The organism is Klebsiella electrica (assembly GCF_006711645.1).
In the GTDB taxonomy this organism is placed as follows: domain Bacteria; phylum Pseudomonadota; class Gammaproteobacteria; order Enterobacterales; family Enterobacteriaceae; genus Klebsiella; species Klebsiella electrica.
The window spans coordinates 4,242,691-4,258,032 of the sequence record NZ_CP041247.1 but is presented as its reverse complement, the minus strand read 5'-3'; the positions used below and the strand labels follow the sequence as shown (position 1 = coordinate 4,258,032).

The 15,342-nt window shown below is 55.6% G+C and carries 17 protein-coding genes; 12 read left to right on the top strand and 5 right to left on the bottom strand.

Translation table 11 applies throughout. The features are described from left to right. Window positions 1-2: 2 nt before the first annotated feature. From Electrica_RS20380 to Electrica_RS20345, 8 genes are all read left to right on the top strand, one after another. Entirely contained in the window at window positions 3-1,241 is a 1,239-nt protein-coding gene (locus Electrica_RS20380; protein ID WP_100684754.1) for an NADH:ubiquinone reductase (Na(+)-transporting) subunit B, read from the top strand. After that, window positions 1,234-2,028, top strand: coding sequence for a Na(+)-translocating NADH-quinone reductase subunit C (locus Electrica_RS20375; RefSeq protein ID WP_100684753.1), 795 nt, complete (start codon window positions 1,234-1,236; stop codon window positions 2,026-2,028). Before Electrica_RS20380 ends, Electrica_RS20375 begins: the two co-directional genes overlap by 8 nt. Beyond that, window positions 2,021-2,659, top strand: coding sequence for an NADH:ubiquinone reductase (Na(+)-transporting) subunit D (locus tag Electrica_RS20370; RefSeq protein WP_141965278.1), 639 nt, complete (start codon window positions 2,021-2,023; stop codon window positions 2,657-2,659). Before Electrica_RS20375 ends, Electrica_RS20370 begins: the two co-directional genes overlap by 8 nt. 3 nt (window positions 2,660-2,662) lie before the next feature. Beyond that, a complete protein-coding gene (gene nqrE / locus Electrica_RS20365) occupies window positions 2,663-3,262 on the top strand; it encodes an NADH:ubiquinone reductase (Na(+)-transporting) subunit E (protein WP_100684751.1) in 600 nt (199 codons plus the stop codon). A gap of 11 nt (window positions 3,263-3,273) precedes the next feature. After that, a complete protein-coding gene (nqrF, locus tag Electrica_RS20360) occupies window positions 3,274-4,497 on the top strand; it encodes an NADH:ubiquinone reductase (Na(+)-transporting) subunit F (protein WP_100684750.1) in 1,224 nt (407 codons plus the stop codon). Window positions 4,498-4,499: 2 nt separating this feature from the next. Further along, entirely contained in the window at window positions 4,500-4,715 is a 216-nt protein-coding gene (nqrM, locus tag Electrica_RS20355; protein WP_004858255.1) for a (Na+)-NQR maturation NqrM, read from the top strand. Between the two features lie 669 nt (window positions 4,716-5,384). Beyond that, window positions 5,385-6,440 carry a DNA polymerase IV gene (gene dinB, locus Electrica_RS20350; protein ID WP_131050412.1) on the top strand — a complete coding sequence of 352 codons (1,056 nt, stop codon included), beginning with the start codon at window positions 5,385-5,387 and terminating at the stop codon, window positions 6,438-6,440. A 5-nt stretch (window positions 6,441-6,445) separates the two neighbouring features. Beyond that, entirely contained in the window at window positions 6,446-6,898 is a 453-nt protein-coding gene (locus Electrica_RS20345) for a GNAT family N-acetyltransferase (protein WP_227699383.1), read from the top strand. 40 nt (window positions 6,899-6,938) lie between these two features. On the opposite strand, the gene pepD is transcribed toward Electrica_RS20345, so the two are convergent. Continuing rightward, on the bottom strand, window positions 6,939-8,396 hold the full coding sequence (gene pepD / locus Electrica_RS20340) for a cytosol nonspecific dipeptidase (RefSeq protein WP_141965277.1): 1,458 nt from the start codon (window positions 8,394-8,396) through the stop codon (window positions 6,939-6,941). Between the two features lie 257 nt (window positions 8,397-8,653). Here pepD and gpt point away from each other — a divergent pair, with 257 nt between their 5' ends. From gpt to crl, 3 genes are all read left to right on the top strand, one after another. After that, a complete protein-coding gene (gene gpt / locus Electrica_RS20335; protein ID WP_004858267.1) occupies window positions 8,654-9,112 on the top strand; it encodes a xanthine phosphoribosyltransferase in 459 nt (152 codons plus the stop codon). Between the two features lie 107 nt (window positions 9,113-9,219). Then, entirely contained in the window at window positions 9,220-10,464 is a 1,245-nt protein-coding gene (gene frsA / locus Electrica_RS20330; protein WP_141965276.1) for an esterase FrsA, read from the top strand. A gap of 57 nt (window positions 10,465-10,521) precedes the next feature. Then, entirely contained in the window at window positions 10,522-10,920 is a 399-nt protein-coding gene (crl, locus tag Electrica_RS20325; RefSeq protein WP_100684745.1) for a sigma factor-binding protein Crl, read from the top strand. Window positions 10,921-11,060: 140 nt separating this feature from the next. Here the strand turns inward: crl and gabD are convergent, their stop codons facing one another. Both gabD and gstA read right to left on the bottom strand, forming a co-directional pair. After that, window positions 11,061-12,509: an NADP-dependent succinate-semialdehyde dehydrogenase gene (gabD, locus tag Electrica_RS20320; RefSeq protein ID WP_100684744.1), complete on the bottom strand. Its 1,449-nt coding sequence runs from the start codon at window positions 12,507-12,509 to the stop codon at window positions 11,061-11,063. A gap of 335 nt (window positions 12,510-12,844) precedes the next feature. Beyond that, a complete protein-coding gene (gstA, locus tag Electrica_RS20315; protein WP_141965275.1) occupies window positions 12,845-13,483 on the bottom strand; it encodes a glutathione transferase GstA in 639 nt (212 codons plus the stop codon). A gap of 130 nt (window positions 13,484-13,613) precedes the next feature. On the opposite strand from gstA, the gene Electrica_RS20310 reads away from it, so the two are divergent. Continuing rightward, the gene (locus Electrica_RS20310; RefSeq protein WP_131050403.1) at window positions 13,614-13,949 is read left to right on the top strand and encodes a winged helix-turn-helix transcriptional regulator; all 336 of its coding nucleotides are present in this window, start codon (window positions 13,614-13,616) and stop codon (window positions 13,947-13,949) included. Between the two features lie 365 nt (window positions 13,950-14,314). Here Electrica_RS20310 and Electrica_RS20300 read toward each other — a convergent pair whose 3' ends face one another. Together Electrica_RS20300 and Electrica_RS20295 are read right to left on the bottom strand one after the other, a co-directional pair. Next, window positions 14,315-14,980 carry a DUF799 domain-containing protein gene (locus tag Electrica_RS20300; RefSeq protein ID WP_131050402.1) on the bottom strand — a complete coding sequence of 222 codons (666 nt, stop codon included), beginning with the start codon at window positions 14,978-14,980 and terminating at the stop codon, window positions 14,315-14,317. Window positions 14,981-14,992: 12 nt separating this feature from the next. Beyond that, window positions 14,993-15,337 carry a DUF4810 domain-containing protein gene (locus tag Electrica_RS20295; RefSeq protein WP_131050401.1) on the bottom strand — a complete coding sequence of 115 codons (345 nt, stop codon included), beginning with the start codon at window positions 15,335-15,337 and terminating at the stop codon, window positions 14,993-14,995. Window positions 15,338-15,342 lie beyond the last annotated feature (5 nt).

Genomic DNA, 15,342 nt, shown 5'->3' with positions numbered 1-15,342 from the left:
TGATGGGTTTGAAAAATCTGCTGGAAAAAATTGAGCCGCATTTCACCCACGGCGGCAAACTGGAAAAGTACTACCCGTTGTATGAGGCGGCGGCGACCATTTTCTACACGCCGGGTCAGGTGACGAAAGGGGCTTCTCACGTCCGCGATGCCATCGACCTCAAGCGTATGATGATCCTGGTGTGGCTGGCGGTGTTCCCGGCGATGTTCTGGGGCATGTATAACGTCGGTCTGCAAACCATCCCGGCGCTGCACAAACTCTACGGCGCGGAGCAACTGCAGCAGGTGATCGCCAGCCACTGGCACTATAGCGTGGCGCAGCAGTTGGGGGTGGACTTTGGCCCGAATGCGGGCTGGCTGAGTATGATGGGGCTGGGCGCCGTGTTCTTCCTGCCCATTTATCTCACCGTGTTTATCGTCGGCGGCTTCTGGGAAGTGCTGTTCGCCATCGTGCGTAGGCACGAAATCAACGAAGGCTTCTTTGTTACCTCCATTCTGTTCGCACTGATTGTGCCGCCGACGCTGCCGTTGTGGCAGGCGGCGCTGGGCATCAGCTTTGGCGTGGTGATTGGCAAAGAAATCTTCGGCGGTACCGGGCGTAACTTCCTTAACCCGGCGCTGGCCGGGCGCGCATTCCTGTTCTTTGCCTGGCCGGCGCAAATCTCCGGCGATCTGGTGTGGACGGCGGCGGACGGTTTCTCCGGCGCCACGCCGCTTTCTCAGTGGGCGAGCGGCGGCGGTGAAACGCTGGTCAATGTCGCCAGCGGCCAGCCGATCGGCTGGATGGAGGCGTTCCTCGGCAATATCCCGGGCTCCATCGGCGAGGTTTCGACGCTGATGATCCTGATTGGCGGCGCGATTATTCTCTTTGGGCGTATTGCCTCCTGGCGCATTGTCGCCGGGGTGATGATCGGCATGATTGCCACGGCGACGCTGTTCAATCTGATAGGTTCCGCCACTAACCCGCTGTTCGCCATGCCGTGGTACTGGCATCTGGTGCTCGGCGGTTTCGCCTTCGGCATGATGTTTATGGCGACCGATCCGGTGTCGGCGTCGTTTACGGATAAAGGGAAATGGGGCTATGGCCTGCTGATCGGCGTGATGTGCGTGCTGATTCGGGTGGTTAACCCGGCCTATCCGGAAGGGATGATGCTGGCGATCCTCTTCGCCAACCTCTTCGCACCGCTGTTCGATTATCTGGTGGTGCAGGCCAATATTAAACGGAGGAAGTCGCGTGGCTGAGAAGAAAAGTAACGATAGCACCGGCAAAACGCTGCTGGTGGTGCTGGTGCTTTGCCTGGTCTGCTCCATCGTGGTCGCCGGCTCCGCCGTGGGTCTGAAGTCGCGCCAGCAGGAGCAGCGCGAGCTGGACAAACAACGCAATATCCTCGCCGTGTCCGGGCTGATGACGCCGAGGATGAGCGCTGACGAGGTGGAGGCCGTTTTTGCCGCCCGCATCTCTCCGCGGCTGGTGAATTTAGCCAGCGGCGAGCTGCTGGACAAGGACCCAGGCAAGTTCAATCAGGCGCAGGCGCTGAAAGATCCTGAGCAGAGCATTACGCTGGACGCCAGCCAGGATCCGGCGGGTATCAAACGTCGGAGCAATATCGTCGAAATTTACCTCGTGCGCGATGAGCAGCGGCGAATTCAGGAAGTGATCCTGCCGATTTACGGCAACGGTCTGTGGTCGATGATGTACGCCTTCGTGGCGCTGGGCACCGATGGTCGTACGATTAAAGGGCTGACGTATTACGATCATGGCGAAACGCCGGGGTTGGGCGGCGAGGTGGAAAATCCCAACTGGCGTCAGCAGTTTATCGGCAAGCAGGTGCTGGATGATAGCGGCCACCCGGCGCTGAGGGTGGTGAAGGGCGGGGCGCACCCGGGGGATATCCACGCCGTTGACGGCCTGTCCGGGGCGACGCTGACCGCGAATGGCGTACAGCATAGCTTTGATTTCTGGATGGGCGAACTGGGCTTCGGCCCGTTTCTGAAAAGAGTGCGTGAGGGGGAACTGAATAATGGCTGAAGCAGGCGATACGAAAGAGATGAAGCGCGTGCTGGTGGGGCCGCTGCTGGCCAATAACCCCATTACGCTGCAGGTACTGGGCGTCTGTTCGGCGCTGGCAGTGACCACTAAACTGGAAACCGCGCTGGTGATGACCATTGCGGTAACGCTGGTGACCGCCTTCTCCAGCATGTTTATCTCGATGATCCGTCATCACATCCCCAACAGCGTGCGTATGATCGTACAGATGACGATCGTGGCCTCGCTAGTGATTGTCGTCGACCAACTGCTGCGTGCTTTTGCCTATGAGACCTCCCGGCAGCTGTCGGTCTTTGTCGGGCTTATCATCACCAACTGCATCGTGATGGGGCGGGCGGAAGCGTACGCCATGAAGTCGCCGCCGCTGGCCAGCTTTATGGACGGTATCGGCAACGGACTGGGCTATGGCGCCATTCTGATGGTTGTCGGCTTCCTGCGCGAACTTATCGGCAGCGGCAAGCTGTTTGGCATGACCGTGCTGGAGACGGTGCAGAACGGCGGCTGGTATCAGCCGAACGGCCTGTTCCTGCTGGCGCCGAGCGCCTTCTTCATCATCGGTTTGCTGATCTGGGCGCTGCGCAGCTGGAAGCCGGAACAGCAGGAAAAGGAGTAAACGATGACGGCTCACTATCTTAGCCTGTTTGTCCGCGCCGTATTCGTAGAAAACATGGCGCTGGCCTTCTTCCTCGGGATGTGTACCTTCCTGGCGGTGTCAAAAAAGGTCTCTACCGCCTTTGGCCTCGGCCTGACGGTCACCATTGTGCTTGGGCTGGCGGTACCGATCAATAACCTGATCTATAACCTGGTGCTGCGCGACGGGGCGCTGGCGGAGGGCGTTGATTTAAGTTTCCTCAACTTTATTACTTTTATCGGCGTGATTGCTGCGCTGGTGCAGATCCTCGAGATGATCCTTGATAAGTATTTCCCGGCGTTATACCACGCGCTGGGGATCTTCCTGCCGCTGATTGCCGTGCACTGCGCCATTTTTGGCGGCGTCTCCTTCATGGTGCAGCGTGACTACAACTTCCCGGAATCCATTGTCTATGGCTTCGGTTCCGGTATCGGCTGGACGCTGGCGATTGTCGCCCTGGCGGGCATCCGGGAAAGAATGAAATATGCCAACGTGCCTGCCGGTCTGCGCGGGTTAGGGATCACCTTTATTACCACGGGTCTGATGGCGCTGGGCTTTATGTCATTCTCCGGTGTGCAGCTATAAGGGCGGAAAATATGGAAATTATTCTTGGCGTGGTGATGTTTACGCTGATCGTGCTGGTGCTGTCAGGATTGATCCTGGTGGCGCGTTCGAAGCTGGTCAACGCCGGCGATGTGGTGATTGAAATCAATAACGAAGCGGATAAACAGATCCGCACCCCGGCGGGCGATAAGCTGCTGAATACGCTGGCCAGCAACGGAATTTTTATCTCTTCTGCCTGCGGCGGCGGCGGTTCCTGCGGCCAGTGCCGGGTGACGGTGAAGGAGGGGGGCGGTGATATTCTGCCAACCGAACTTTCCCATATCACCAGGCGCGAGGCGAAAGAGGGCTGCCGTCTCGCCTGTCAGGTCGCGGTGAAGCAAAACATGAAGATCGCGCTGCCGGAAGAGATTTTTGGCGTTAAAAAATGGCAGTGTGACGTTATCTCCAATGATAACAAAGCGACGTTTATCAAAGAGCTGAAGCTGCGCGTGCCGGACGGCGAAGTGGTGCCGTTCCGCGCCGGGGGATATATCCAGATCGAGTGTCCGTCGCACAAGGTGGCGTATGCTGACTTCGACGTGCCGGACGAGTATCGCGCGGACTGGGATAAATTTAACCTTTTCCGCTATGTTTCCGAGGTTAAAGAGCCGACGCTGCGCGCCTATTCGATGGCGAACTATCCGGATGAGAAGGGCATCATTATGCTCAATGTGCGTATCGCGACGCCGCCGCCGAAAGTGCCGGATGCGCCGCCGGGGATCATGTCTTCGTATATCTGGTCGCTGAAAGCTGGCGATAAGGTGACGATTTCCGGGCCGTTTGGCGAGTTCTTCGCGAAAGAGACTGACGCCGAGATGGTCTTTATCGGCGGCGGTGCCGGGATGGCGCCTATGCGTTCGCATATTTTCGATCAGCTGAAACGGCTGCACAGCAAGCGCAAAATCAGCTTCTGGTACGGTGCGCGTTCGCTGCGTGAAATGTTCTATGGCGATGAGTTTGAGCAGCTGGCAGGTGAAAATCCGAACTTTACCTTCCACGTGGCGCTTTCCGACCCGCTGCCGGAAGATAACTGGAACGGCCACACCGGCTTTATTCACCATGTGCTGTATGAAAACTACCTGCGCGATCACCCGGCGCCGGAGGAGTGCGAGTTTTATATGTGTGGGCCACCGGTGATGAATGCCGCAGTGATCAAGATGCTAAAAGATCTTGGCGTTGAGGATGACAACATCATGCTGGATGACTTTGGAGGTTGATGATGCTGACGGTGTTTGTGGCAACCTTTGTCATTTTCGCGCTGGTTATTCTGGGGATGTCTTTGGGATATCTGATAAAGCGTAAAAGTCTCCAGGGCAGCTGCGGCGGCATTTCATCGCTGGGGCTTGAGAAAGTCTGCGACTGCCCGGAGCCTTGCGACGCACGTAAAAAGCGCATGGCTCGCGAAGCGCAGCGCCAGCAAAATCGGATCCTCTGAATTTGTCGTTTCTACAGGCCGTGCCGCCGGGCAAAACGCCAGGTGACGCTGTGCTAACCCGGCCTGTTATCCTGTGGTTTTGTAGGCCCGGCAAACGCCGTGCCGCCGGGCAAAACGCCGGGTGACGCTGCGCTAACCCGGCCTGTTATCCTGTGGTTTTGTAGGCCCGGCAAACGCCGTGCCGCCGGGCAAAACGCCGGGTGACGCTGCGCTAACCCGGCCTGTTATCCTGTGGTTTTGTAGGCCCGGCAAACGCCGTGTCGCCGGGCAAAACGTCCGGAGGCGCTGCGCTAATACGGCCTGTTATCCTGTGGTTTTGTAGGCCCGGCAAACGCCGTGCCGCCGGGCAAAACGTCCGGAGGCGCTGCGCTAACCCGGCCTGTTATTCTGTGGTTTTGTAGGCCCGGCAAACGTAGTGCCGCCGGGCAAAACGTCCGGAGGCGCTGCGCTAATCCGGCCTGTTATCCTGTGGTTTTGTAGGCCCGGCAAACGTAGTGCCGCCGGGCAAAACGCCGGGTGACGCTGCACTAACCTGGCCTGTTATCCTGTGGTTTTGTCGGCCCGGCAAACGTAGTGCCGCCGGGCAGCCTTTCTCGCAGCCCCATTCCCGCACTTCTCATTGCTTGTTATTTTACTGTATACTTAACCAGTAATTATTGAGGGCTGAGTATGCGCAAAATTATCCATGTCGATATGGACTGCTTTTTTGCCGCCGTGGAAATGCGGGATAATCCGGCCCTGCGTGATATCCCCATTGCCATCGGCGGTAGCCGGGTACAGCGGGGCGTGATCAGCACGGCCAACTATCCGGCGCGTAAATTTGGCGTGCGTAGCGCGATGCCAACCGCGATGGCCCTCAAGCTTTGCCCGCATTTAACCCTGCTGCCCGGCCGCTTTGAAGCCTACAAACAGGCCTCGTCCCATATCCGGGAAATCTTCTCTCGCTACACATCATTGATTGAACCGCTGTCTCTGGATGAGGCATATCTCGACGTCAGCGATAGCGTACATTGCCAGGGCTCTGCCACACTGATTGCGGAAGAGATTCGCCAGAGCATTTATCACGAGCTTCAGCTGACCGCCTCCGCCGGTATCGCGCCGGTAAAATTTCTGGCGAAAATCGCCTCCGATATGAATAAACCCAATGGTCAGTTTGTGATTGCGCCGCATCAGGTCGCGGAGTTTGTCCGAACGCTGCCGCTGGCGAAGATCCCCGGCGTGGGGAAAGTCTCGGCCGCAAAGCTGGAAAGCATGGGGCTGCGCACCTGCGAAGATGTGCAGAAAAGCGACCTCGCCATGTTGCTTCGCCGCTTTGGTAAATTTGGTCGTATCCTGTGGGAGCGTAGCCAGGGAATTGATGAGCGGGAGATCAACAACACCCGACAGCGTAAATCGGTTGGCGTTGAACGTACGCTGGTGGAGGATATCCATGAGTGGTCTGCCTGTGAGAGCATCATCGAGAACCTTTATCAGGAGCTGGAGCGGCGGTTGCTGAAGGTCAAACCGGACCTGCTGATTGCCCGTCAGGGGATAAAGCTGAAATTCAATGATTTTCAACTGACCACTCAGGAGCACGTCTGGCCGCGCCTGAATAAAGAGGATTTGCTCTCCACCGCCTACAAAGCCTGGCACGAACGGCGGGGCGGCCGTGGAGTACGGCTGGTGGGGCTACACGTGACGCTGCTCGATCCCCAACTGGAGCGGCAACTGGTACTGGGATTATAACGATGCTGAAGATCAGACCCTATCGCGACGACGACTTTACGGCGCTGTGTGCCCTTTTTCTGCGCGCAGTACAAGAGACCGCCTGCCATGATTATTCCCCCCGCCAGATAGCCGCCTGGGCGCAGGTAGACGAGGCCCGCTGGCGACTCAAAATAAGGGATTCTGTGGTGTGGGTCGCAGTGATTGACCAGCATCCGGTGGGATTTATCACCGCCGTGGACCGCTATATCGATCTCCTGTTTGTGGCGCCGGAGTATGGCCGTCGGGGGATTGCCAGCGCGCTACTCAAGGAACTGTTTACCCGGATACCGCACGGTTCCCTGACGGTAGCCGCGAGCATTACGGCAAAACCGTGTTTTGAACGGCATGGTTTCAGGGTCGTGGAAGAACAGCAGGTGGTGGTACGCGGCGAGACGTTGATTAATTACCGGATGGAGAAGGTGAGACAGCCCGGATAAGGCGCCATGCGCCGCTATCCGGACCGTTTATTGCCGTAACTTACTTCGCCGGAATCGCTTTCAGCAGTTCCGTCAGCAGCGTCCAGTACTGGCCGACGCTTTCGATATGCACCTGCTCATCCGGGGAGTGCGGGCCGGTAATGGTTGGGCCGATAGAGACCATATCCATATTCGGGTACGGCTTCTTGAACAGACCGCATTCCAGACCGGCGTGAATAATCTGGATGTTTGGCGTCTTGTTGAACAGACGCTGATAGGTTTCACGCACCAGATGCATCACCGGCGAGTTCGCGTCCGGCTGCCAGCCTGGGTATGCCCCTTTGGCTTCGGTTTTCGCGCCCGCCAGTTTACCCAGTGAATCCAGCATGCTGACCACATAGTCTTTGCCGCTGTCGATCAGCGAACGAATCAGGCAGTGGATCTCAACATTGTCGTCAGTCATGGTGACCACGCCGACGTTCAGCGAGGTCTCTACAACGCCTTTTGCCACGTCAGAGTTACGAATCACGCCGTTTGGCGTGGCGTTGAGCAGACGCACAAAGCCGTCACGGGATTGCGCGGTCAGGGCCGCTTTGTCGTTGGCGACAGAGTCCAGCAGCAGCACCAGGTTTTTCTCTTTCGCCGCCAGTTCGTTTTTCAGGATGTCCTGATAGGCGACGACCAGCGTTTTCAGGGCATCGACTTTGTCGGCCGCGACGGCGACGGTGGCGAAAGCTTCACGCGGAATGGCGTTACGCAGGGTGCCGCCGTTGAAATCCACCAGACGCAGGTCCAGCTCTTGCGCATGGCCTGCGAGGAAGCGGGCCAGCAGCTTGTTGGCATTCCCCAGGCCGACGTGAATTTCGCCGCCGGAGTGACCGCCTTTCAGCCCTTTTAAGGTCAGTTTAAAGCTCTGGAAACCCGCCGGAACCGCTTCACGGGTCAAGGCCAGGTTTGAGGTAAAGTCGATACCGCCGGCGCAACCCATATAGATTTCGCCCTCTTCTTCAGAATCGGTATTGATCAGGATATCGGCCTGCAGCCAGTTAGCCTGAAGACCAAATGCGCCGTCCATACCGGCTTCTTCGGTCATGGTCAGCAGGACTTCCAGCGGACCATGTACGACGCTGTCATCAGCCAGCACGGCCAGCGCAGAAGCCATACCGATGCCGTTATCCGCGCCCAGCGTGGTGCCGCGCGCTTTGACCCACTCGCCATCGATATACGGCTGAATAGGATCTTTGGTGAAGTCGTGAACGGTGTCGTTGTTTTTCTGCGGGACCATATCAAGGTGCGCCTGTAGAACAACCGGTTTACGGTTTTCCATACCGGCCGTTGCGGCCTTACGAATCAGAATGTTGCCAACCTGATCGCGTTCAGCGTGTAAGCCTTTTTCTTTTGCCCAGCCCATGATGTGTTCAGCGAGTTGTTCTTCGTGATAGGACGGATGGGGAATGGAGCAGATTTTGGCAAAAATATCCCAGAGCGGCTGCGGGGATAATTGAGACAATTCAGACACGATGAGTCTCCTTACGATCGCCTGCAAAAGTCTTTTACAGGTCGAGGGTTAGCAATAAAAAATACAACAGGCGCAGGCTTGCGCGGTGGGGTTGAGAATACCACTTTCCACGCCGACTGGTAGTGGAAACAACGCAAAAAGCGCCGGGGAGGCCGCTTAACACTGGTTTTTAGTGCGTCAGATCTCTATAATCTCGCGCAACCATTTTCCCCCTCGAATATCATTTAAGCCGTATAACACAGGCTGGGACACTTCACATGAGCGAAAAATACGTCGTCACCTGGGACATGTTGCAGATTCACGCCCGCAAACTGGCCAATCGTCTGATGCCTTCTGAACAATGGAAAGGCATTATTGCCGTGAGCCGCGGTGGTCTGGTACCAGGCGCATTACTGGCGCGTGAACTGGGTATTCGTCATGTTGATACCGTTTGTATTTCCAGCTACGACCACGATAACCAGCGTGAGCTGACCGTACTGAAACGCGCTGAAGGTGATGGTGAAGGTTTCATCGTGATCGATGACCTGGTTGATACCGGCGGTACCGCCGTCGCTATTCGTGAAATGTACCCAAAAGCGCACTTCGTTACTATTTTTGCTAAACCGGCTGGTCGTCCGCTGGTTGATGATTATGTTGTTGATATTCCGCAGGATACCTGGATTGAACAACCGTGGGATATGGGCGTGGTGTTCGTACCGCCGATCTCAGGTCGTTAATTCATAAGGTGAGTGCTATTTACCACGCCCGGTTATGCCGGGCGTGGTTTTTTTTGCCCGTATGCAGGTTACAATAGCCCGGAGTGGCAACACGATGGAGGCTGCACATGTCACAAGCTAACCTTAGCGAAACACTGTTTAAACCTCGATTCAAACATCCAGAAACCTCTACGCTGGTGCGTCGGTTTGCGTCGGGTTCGCAACAGCCGATCCACTCCGCGCTCGACGGGAGCAATGTTGAGCACTGGTATCGCTTGATTAACCGGCTGATGTGGATCTGGCGCGGGGTGACGCCACAGGAGATCCTCGATGTGCAGGCGCGCATTGTGATGAGCGAGGCTGAGCGTACCGATCCGGGGCTTTATGACACCGTGGTGGGCTATCGTGGCGGCAACTGGATTTTCGAATGGGCCAAACAGGCGATGATCTGGCAGCAAAAGGCCGGGCTGGAAGCCGATCCGCTGACCAGCGGCCGCCACTGGCTGCATGCCTCAAATCTCTACAGCATTGCCGCCTATCCGCATATTAAAGGCGACGATTTGGCGGAGCAGGCGCAGGCGCTGGCTAACCGCGCTTATGAAGAGGCGGCACAACGCCTGCCGGGCGAGTTGCGCGAGCTGGAGTTTCCTGTGCCCGGCGGCGCGCCGGTGACCGGCTTTTTACATATGCCGAAAGGCGAAGGCCCGTTCCCGGTGGTCCTGATGTGCGGTGGTCTGGATGCGCTGCAGACGGATTACTACAGCTTGTATGAGAACTATTTTGCGCCGCTGGGGATCGCCATGCTGACGCTGGATATGCCTTCGACGGGCTTCTCGTCAAAATGGAAACTCACTCAGGATACCAGCCTGCTGCATCAGCATGCGTTGCGGCACCTGGAGAATGTTCCGTGGGTCGATCATACCCGGGTTGCCGCGTTCGGTTTCCGTTTTGGGGCGAATGTCGCCGTCCGCCTGGGCTATCTGGAGCCACAGCGCTTAAAAGCCGTGGCGTGTCTGGGGCCGGTCGTGCATAACCTGCTGGTAGATCCGCTGCATCAGGGCCGGGTTCCGGAAATGTATCTCGACGTTCTGGCCTCGCGGCTGGGCATGCACGATGCGTCTGATGAAGCATTGCGCATAGAGCTGAACCGCTACTCATTAAAAACCCAGGGGTTGCTGGGCCGCCGCTGTCCGACGCCGATGCTGTCAGGCTTCTGGAAAAACGATCCGTTCAGCCCGGAAGAGGAATCGCGCTTAATTACCTCGTCGTCCGCCGATGGCAAGCTGCTTGAGATTCCATTTAAGCCCGTTTATCGCAATTTCGATCACGCATTGCGCCAGATTGCCCGCTGGATCAATCATAGATTTGGTTAATATATTGCTAAATTTTATTGATTTGGTAAAACAGTTGCATCACTAAAGGAGATCGCAATGACGTTACCGAGTGGACACCTCAAGAGTAAGCTGATTAAGAAATTCACGGCTCTTGGCCCTTATATTCGCGAAGAACAGTGTGAAGACAACCGCTTCTTTTTCGATTGTCTGGCAGTTTGCGTCAATGTAAAACCCGCCCCGGAAAAACGAGAGTTCTGGGGATGGTGGATGGAAATGGAAGCACAGGCATCACGCTTCACTTACAGCTATCAGTTTGGCCTGTTCGACAAAGAAGGGGTCTGGCGACCGGTCGCTATCGACGATCCGGAAGTCAGCGAGAAACTTGAGAAAACGCTACGTGATTTCCACGACCGGGCTAACGCCTTGCTGGCGACATTCAGCCTGAAGCTGGAACCCGCCGATGACTTTAGCGAGCCGCTCAGACTGCGGGCCTGATGGCTCATCGTCTTTCGGCTGCAATCTAAAAAAATCCACGCGCTTTGAGCGTGGATTTTTTTATTCACGGGCTTCTCTTCTGTTCCGGGATGGCGGCAGCCGATATGCCGGGTTCTGCGGCGTTTCGGGGCCGGCGTCGATTAAAGGCCAATACACATGTATTTGATTTCCAGATAGTCTTCAATACCATACTTCGAGCCTTCGCGGCCCAGGCCGGAAGCCTTCACACCGCCAAACGGGGCGACTTCGTTGGAAATCAGTCCGGTATTGATACCGACAATTCCATACTCCAGCGCTTCGCCGACGCGGAAAACGCGGCTCAAATCACGGGCATAGAAGTAGGCGGCGAGGCCAAATTCGGTATCGTTGGCCTGGCGGATGACATCCTCTTCATCCGTGAAGCGGAACAGGGGGGCCAGCGGGCCGAAGGTCTCTTCTTTCGCCACTTTTGCACCGTCCGGAACATCGACCAGGATCGTCGGCTGAAAGAAGTTGCCGCCGAGGGAATCCACTTTCCCGCCGGTGATGACCCGGGCGCCTTTCCCGACGGCATCGGCAATATGTTCCTGCACTTTGGCGATGGCTTTCTCATCAATCAAAGGTCCGGTTGTGACCCCCGCCTGTAGGCCGTCGCCGAGGCGCAGCTGTTCCACCGCCTGCTGCAGTTTCCCGGCAAAACGCTCATAAACTCCGTCCTGCACGTACAGACGATTGGCGCAGACGCAGGTCTGCCCGGCGTTACGAAACTTCGAGGCCATGGCGCCTTCTACCGCTTTATCCAGATCGGCATCATCAAACACAATAAACGGCGCGTTACCGCCCAGCTCAAGCGACACTTTTTTGATGTCCTGGGCACACTGTGCCATCAGCTGGCGGCCGATTTCCGTCGAGCCGGTAAACGACAGCTTACGCACCAGCGGGTTGCCGGTCAGTTCATTACCCACCGCGCTGGCGGAACCGGTCACCACGTTAAATACGCCGTCAGGGATCCCGGCGCGTCTGGCCAGTTCGGCCAGCGCCAGTGCCGAAAAAGGGGTCTGGCTGGCGGGTTTGAGTACCATCGTGCAGCCAGCCGCTAACGCCGGACCGGCTTTACGGGTGATCATCGCCGCCGGGAAGTTCCACGGCGTGATCGCAGCGGTAACGCCAATTGGTTGTTTAATCACGATCAGGCGCTTATCGGCCTGGTGGCCGGGAATGGTATCGCCATAAATGCGTTTTCCCTCTTCGGCAAACCATTCGATAAATGAAGCGGCGTAGCCAATCTCGCCTTTTGCCTCCGCCAGCGGTTTACCCTGCTCGAGGGTCATCAGCCGGGCCAGATCGTCCTGGTTTGCCATCATCAGATCGAACCAACGGCGCAGGATAGCAGCCCGTTCTTTTGCCGTTAGCTGTCGCCAGGCGGGAAGGGCGCGATGGGCGGCCTGGATAGCGTCGCGGGTCTCTTCTGCGCCCATTTTAGGTACTGAGCCCAGCACCTCTCCGTTCGCCGGATTGGTCACCGTAATGACATCGCTGCTGAGGGCATCTCGCCACTCACCATTGATAAATGCCTGCTGGCGGAACAAGGTTAGGTCATTCAGTTGCATGGTTATTTCCTGTCTCAGAACGTTAACGGGTGAACGGCGTGCTCCAGCGTAACGGAGAATGAAAAGCGGCGTTTGCGATAGCCTTCACGTTTAGCAACGGCAATCGACGCGAACCCGCGTCATGCCCGCTAAGACCCTTCCGGCCCTCTTCGTCGATACCCCCGTCAGGCACGCCTGTCTTTATTTAGTGTAGTCGCCAGACTCAGATGACAGCGGCGACTAAACAGTGACTAAACAGCGATGACGGCGTTTCACGATGTAAAACCTGCGCCTGAATTCGCGACGCCAGCCACAAAATTCACACATCGTGCGCGGTGACGGGAGTTAGCAACTCATCACGCCGTGGCAGTCAACCCTTCCTCTTTAATCGCCAGCTTAACGGCATCTCGTGCCGCAATGCGTCGATACCACGCTGCTAAATGGTGTAAATCGTCGAGGTGGATATCGAGGTTCATATAAGAGGTTAACCATCCGGCCTGCGCCCAGCCGATTAAGGCAAAAAGATAACAATCAGCAATGGAATAGGCATCCGAAAGGAGAAAGTTTTGTTCGCCGAGCCGATGGTTAATTAATCTGAAACGATCCATCAGCTTCATTTTGGCTCGTTTTATATAGTGTTCTTCAGGATCGCCATATATCACCGGGATAAACCCTTTGTGTATTTCCGTTGAGAGAAAGTTTAACCATTGCTGTAATTGATAGCGCAGGAGGGTGCCGTTTGGCGGGGCCAGTAAGGATTCTGGTTTCAGATCGGCAAGATACTGAATCACCGCCGGGCCTTCGGTTAACACCGTGCCGTCGGGGAGCGACAGGGCAGGGACGGCACCCGCGGGCGAGAGGGTAAAAAAATCTTCGCCATGATTAAAGGTGTGATTGCGTAAGTCGACTTTGACCAGCTCAATATCGAGCCCGGTTTCTTTGATGACAATATGCGGTGATAAAGAGCAGGCTGCCGGGCTGTAATAGAGTTTCATCTCAACTCCCTCATGAATTGATTCATTTGTTTTGGGTAGGAATCAATGTATCGGAGCTGATATATATTTTAAAGAAGGCACTAAATTGTGGTATAGGTACATTTTTTATACCACCTGTGGGAGGACGTTAATGAAAGAGGCGGTAACCGGGTGCCCGGTCGAAGTGGCGATGAGTTTACTGGCGGGCCGCTGGCGCTTGCTGATCGCGTACTTCCTGCTGGAGGGGCCTAAGCGCTTTAGCCAGCTACGTCGGGACATGCCCGGTATATCCCAGCGGATGCTTACTCTGGATCTCCGGGCGCTTGAAACTGCGGGGCTGGTGCGGCGAACCGCCTACCCGACGGTCCCTGTGACGGTGGAGTACGCGTTAACCGAGGATGGAAAACGTTTAACGCCCCTGGTCAATGAGATGGCCGTGTTTGGTCAGTGGCTTAAGCTCAGGGATAACGGACACAGCGGGTCCTGAGCGGGTAACTCGCCCGGCGGCAACGCAGAATAGCGCAGCGCATGGGTCATCAACACAAAGGCGGGCAGGTGCTGTTTTCGGCTGAGGTAAGAGAGCTTATAGCCAGGGAAGTAGGGCACCATTCCTTGAGGGGCTGAATGAGTTCGCCGGAGTGAAACTGTTGCTCAATTTAACCTACAGTGATTCACCGCATTGAATACGCGACCGATTGCTGAACTTTTTTCACGTTCAGATTTCGTCACTTTCACCTTAACCGGATACAGATAACTCAGAGAGGTTTTAGCAACATTAATGTACAACATCATAATGAATATCAATCAGGTCGCCGACGCTGTGGCGACCTGATTGATAAGACTCAGGCGATTTTACAATTGTGTTTTGCCATAATTTGGCGAGCGAGGACCATACAGGAGACCACCGTTTGTCCCGGCACTGAACATACGGGCCCCCGTGATTTTGGCAATATCATGAGCTTTATCCGTTGCCGTATTGGCAATTTGCGAGACCGCTGCGGATACCAGCATCCCTATCAGCCCACCGCTGTTAGTATCCTGGCCTTCATTACTCGAAGCCGTTGCCCCGCCACTCCATAACTCTTTACCCGTGCGAGCATCTACAAGACGCGCGGTTGCTGTCACTCGCGTATCGCTGCTTACGACCTGATATGAGGTACCGTAATCACTGATCGTGATATACATCACTGCATCGGCACCAAATGTATCGTGTAACTTTTTCAGTGGGATCGCACTTATATCATCCGGGTTAGTCGCGCCGTTTTGTTTGAATGTTTCACTCGTTACCGCAACCGGGAAGACATAATACCCAGACTCCGCTAATGGCATCGTGACCACACTCAGAAGGCTGTTGCTGGCATTAACATCCGGTGACTGATTTCTCGGTGGTAACACCAGAATACTACGTGGCTTACTCTCCCGGAATGCGGAGTAGTCCGTTGCTTTCTTATTACCGGTAGTACACCCCGTTGATAATAAGATAAGAATAAGCGTAAAGAGAGAAAATAATCCTTTCATTTTACCATCCATTTATTTTTTTGCTGTCAGGAAATCAATATAAGATGCTGATTCCGGGTACTGTGTTTTCTCAGCATTAAACTCAGACATTGCCAGACCCGCCTGTCCAGTTTTGCTGTAGAGCATTCCCAGATGAGCATGGACACCCGGTGGAACGGGTTTATTACTTGCCCGAGATTGCTCAATCAGTTTCTGCAATGAGGCGATTTGTTCCTGGGGACTGGTTTCATGGGTGTAATACTGATAAACAGAGTCCTCATAACCATTCCAGGTATACGTTTTCTCGGGCGATTTTGCAGCACAACCGGCCAGCAGCAATATTACTGCGCAAGATGAAATTTTATTAAAATGTCCCATTCTAA

Excerpts from the sequence above, each read along its gene's own strand:
- frsA (WP_141965276.1), top strand. The coding sequence starts at position 9,220 with ATGTCACAAGCTAACCTTAGCGAAACACTGTTTAAACCTCGATTCAAA.
- gpt (WP_004858267.1), top strand. The coding sequence starts at position 8,654 with ATGAGCGAAAAATACGTCGTCACCTGGGACATGTTGCAGATTCACGCC.
- Electrica_RS20300 (WP_131050402.1), bottom strand. The coding sequence starts at position 14,980 with ATGAAAGGATTATTTTCTCTCTTTACGCTTATTCTTATCTTATTATCA.
- nqrM (WP_004858255.1), top strand. The coding sequence starts at position 4,500 with ATGCTGACGGTGTTTGTGGCAACCTTTGTCATTTTCGCGCTGGTTATT.
- nqrF (WP_100684750.1), top strand. The coding sequence starts at position 3,274 with ATGGAAATTATTCTTGGCGTGGTGATGTTTACGCTGATCGTGCTGGTG.
- Electrica_RS20380 (WP_100684754.1), top strand. The coding sequence starts at position 3 with ATGGGTTTGAAAAATCTGCTGGAAAAAATTGAGCCGCATTTCACCCAC.
- crl (WP_100684745.1), top strand. The coding sequence starts at position 10,522 with ATGACGTTACCGAGTGGACACCTCAAGAGTAAGCTGATTAAGAAATTC.
- gabD (WP_100684744.1), bottom strand. The coding sequence starts at position 12,509 with ATGCAACTGAATGACCTAACCTTGTTCCGCCAGCAGGCATTTATCAAT.
- dinB (WP_131050412.1), top strand. The coding sequence starts at position 5,385 with ATGCGCAAAATTATCCATGTCGATATGGACTGCTTTTTTGCCGCCGTG.
- Electrica_RS20370 (WP_141965278.1), top strand. The coding sequence starts at position 2,021 with ATGGCTGAAGCAGGCGATACGAAAGAGATGAAGCGCGTGCTGGTGGGG.
- Electrica_RS20295 (WP_131050401.1), bottom strand. The coding sequence starts at position 15,337 with ATGGGACATTTTAATAAAATTTCATCTTGCGCAGTAATATTGCTGCTG.
- Electrica_RS20310 (WP_131050403.1), top strand. The coding sequence starts at position 13,614 with ATGAAAGAGGCGGTAACCGGGTGCCCGGTCGAAGTGGCGATGAGTTTA.
- nqrE (WP_100684751.1), top strand. The coding sequence starts at position 2,663 with ATGACGGCTCACTATCTTAGCCTGTTTGTCCGCGCCGTATTCGTAGAA.
- gstA (WP_141965275.1), bottom strand. The coding sequence starts at position 13,483 with ATGAAACTCTATTACAGCCCGGCAGCCTGCTCTTTATCACCGCATATT.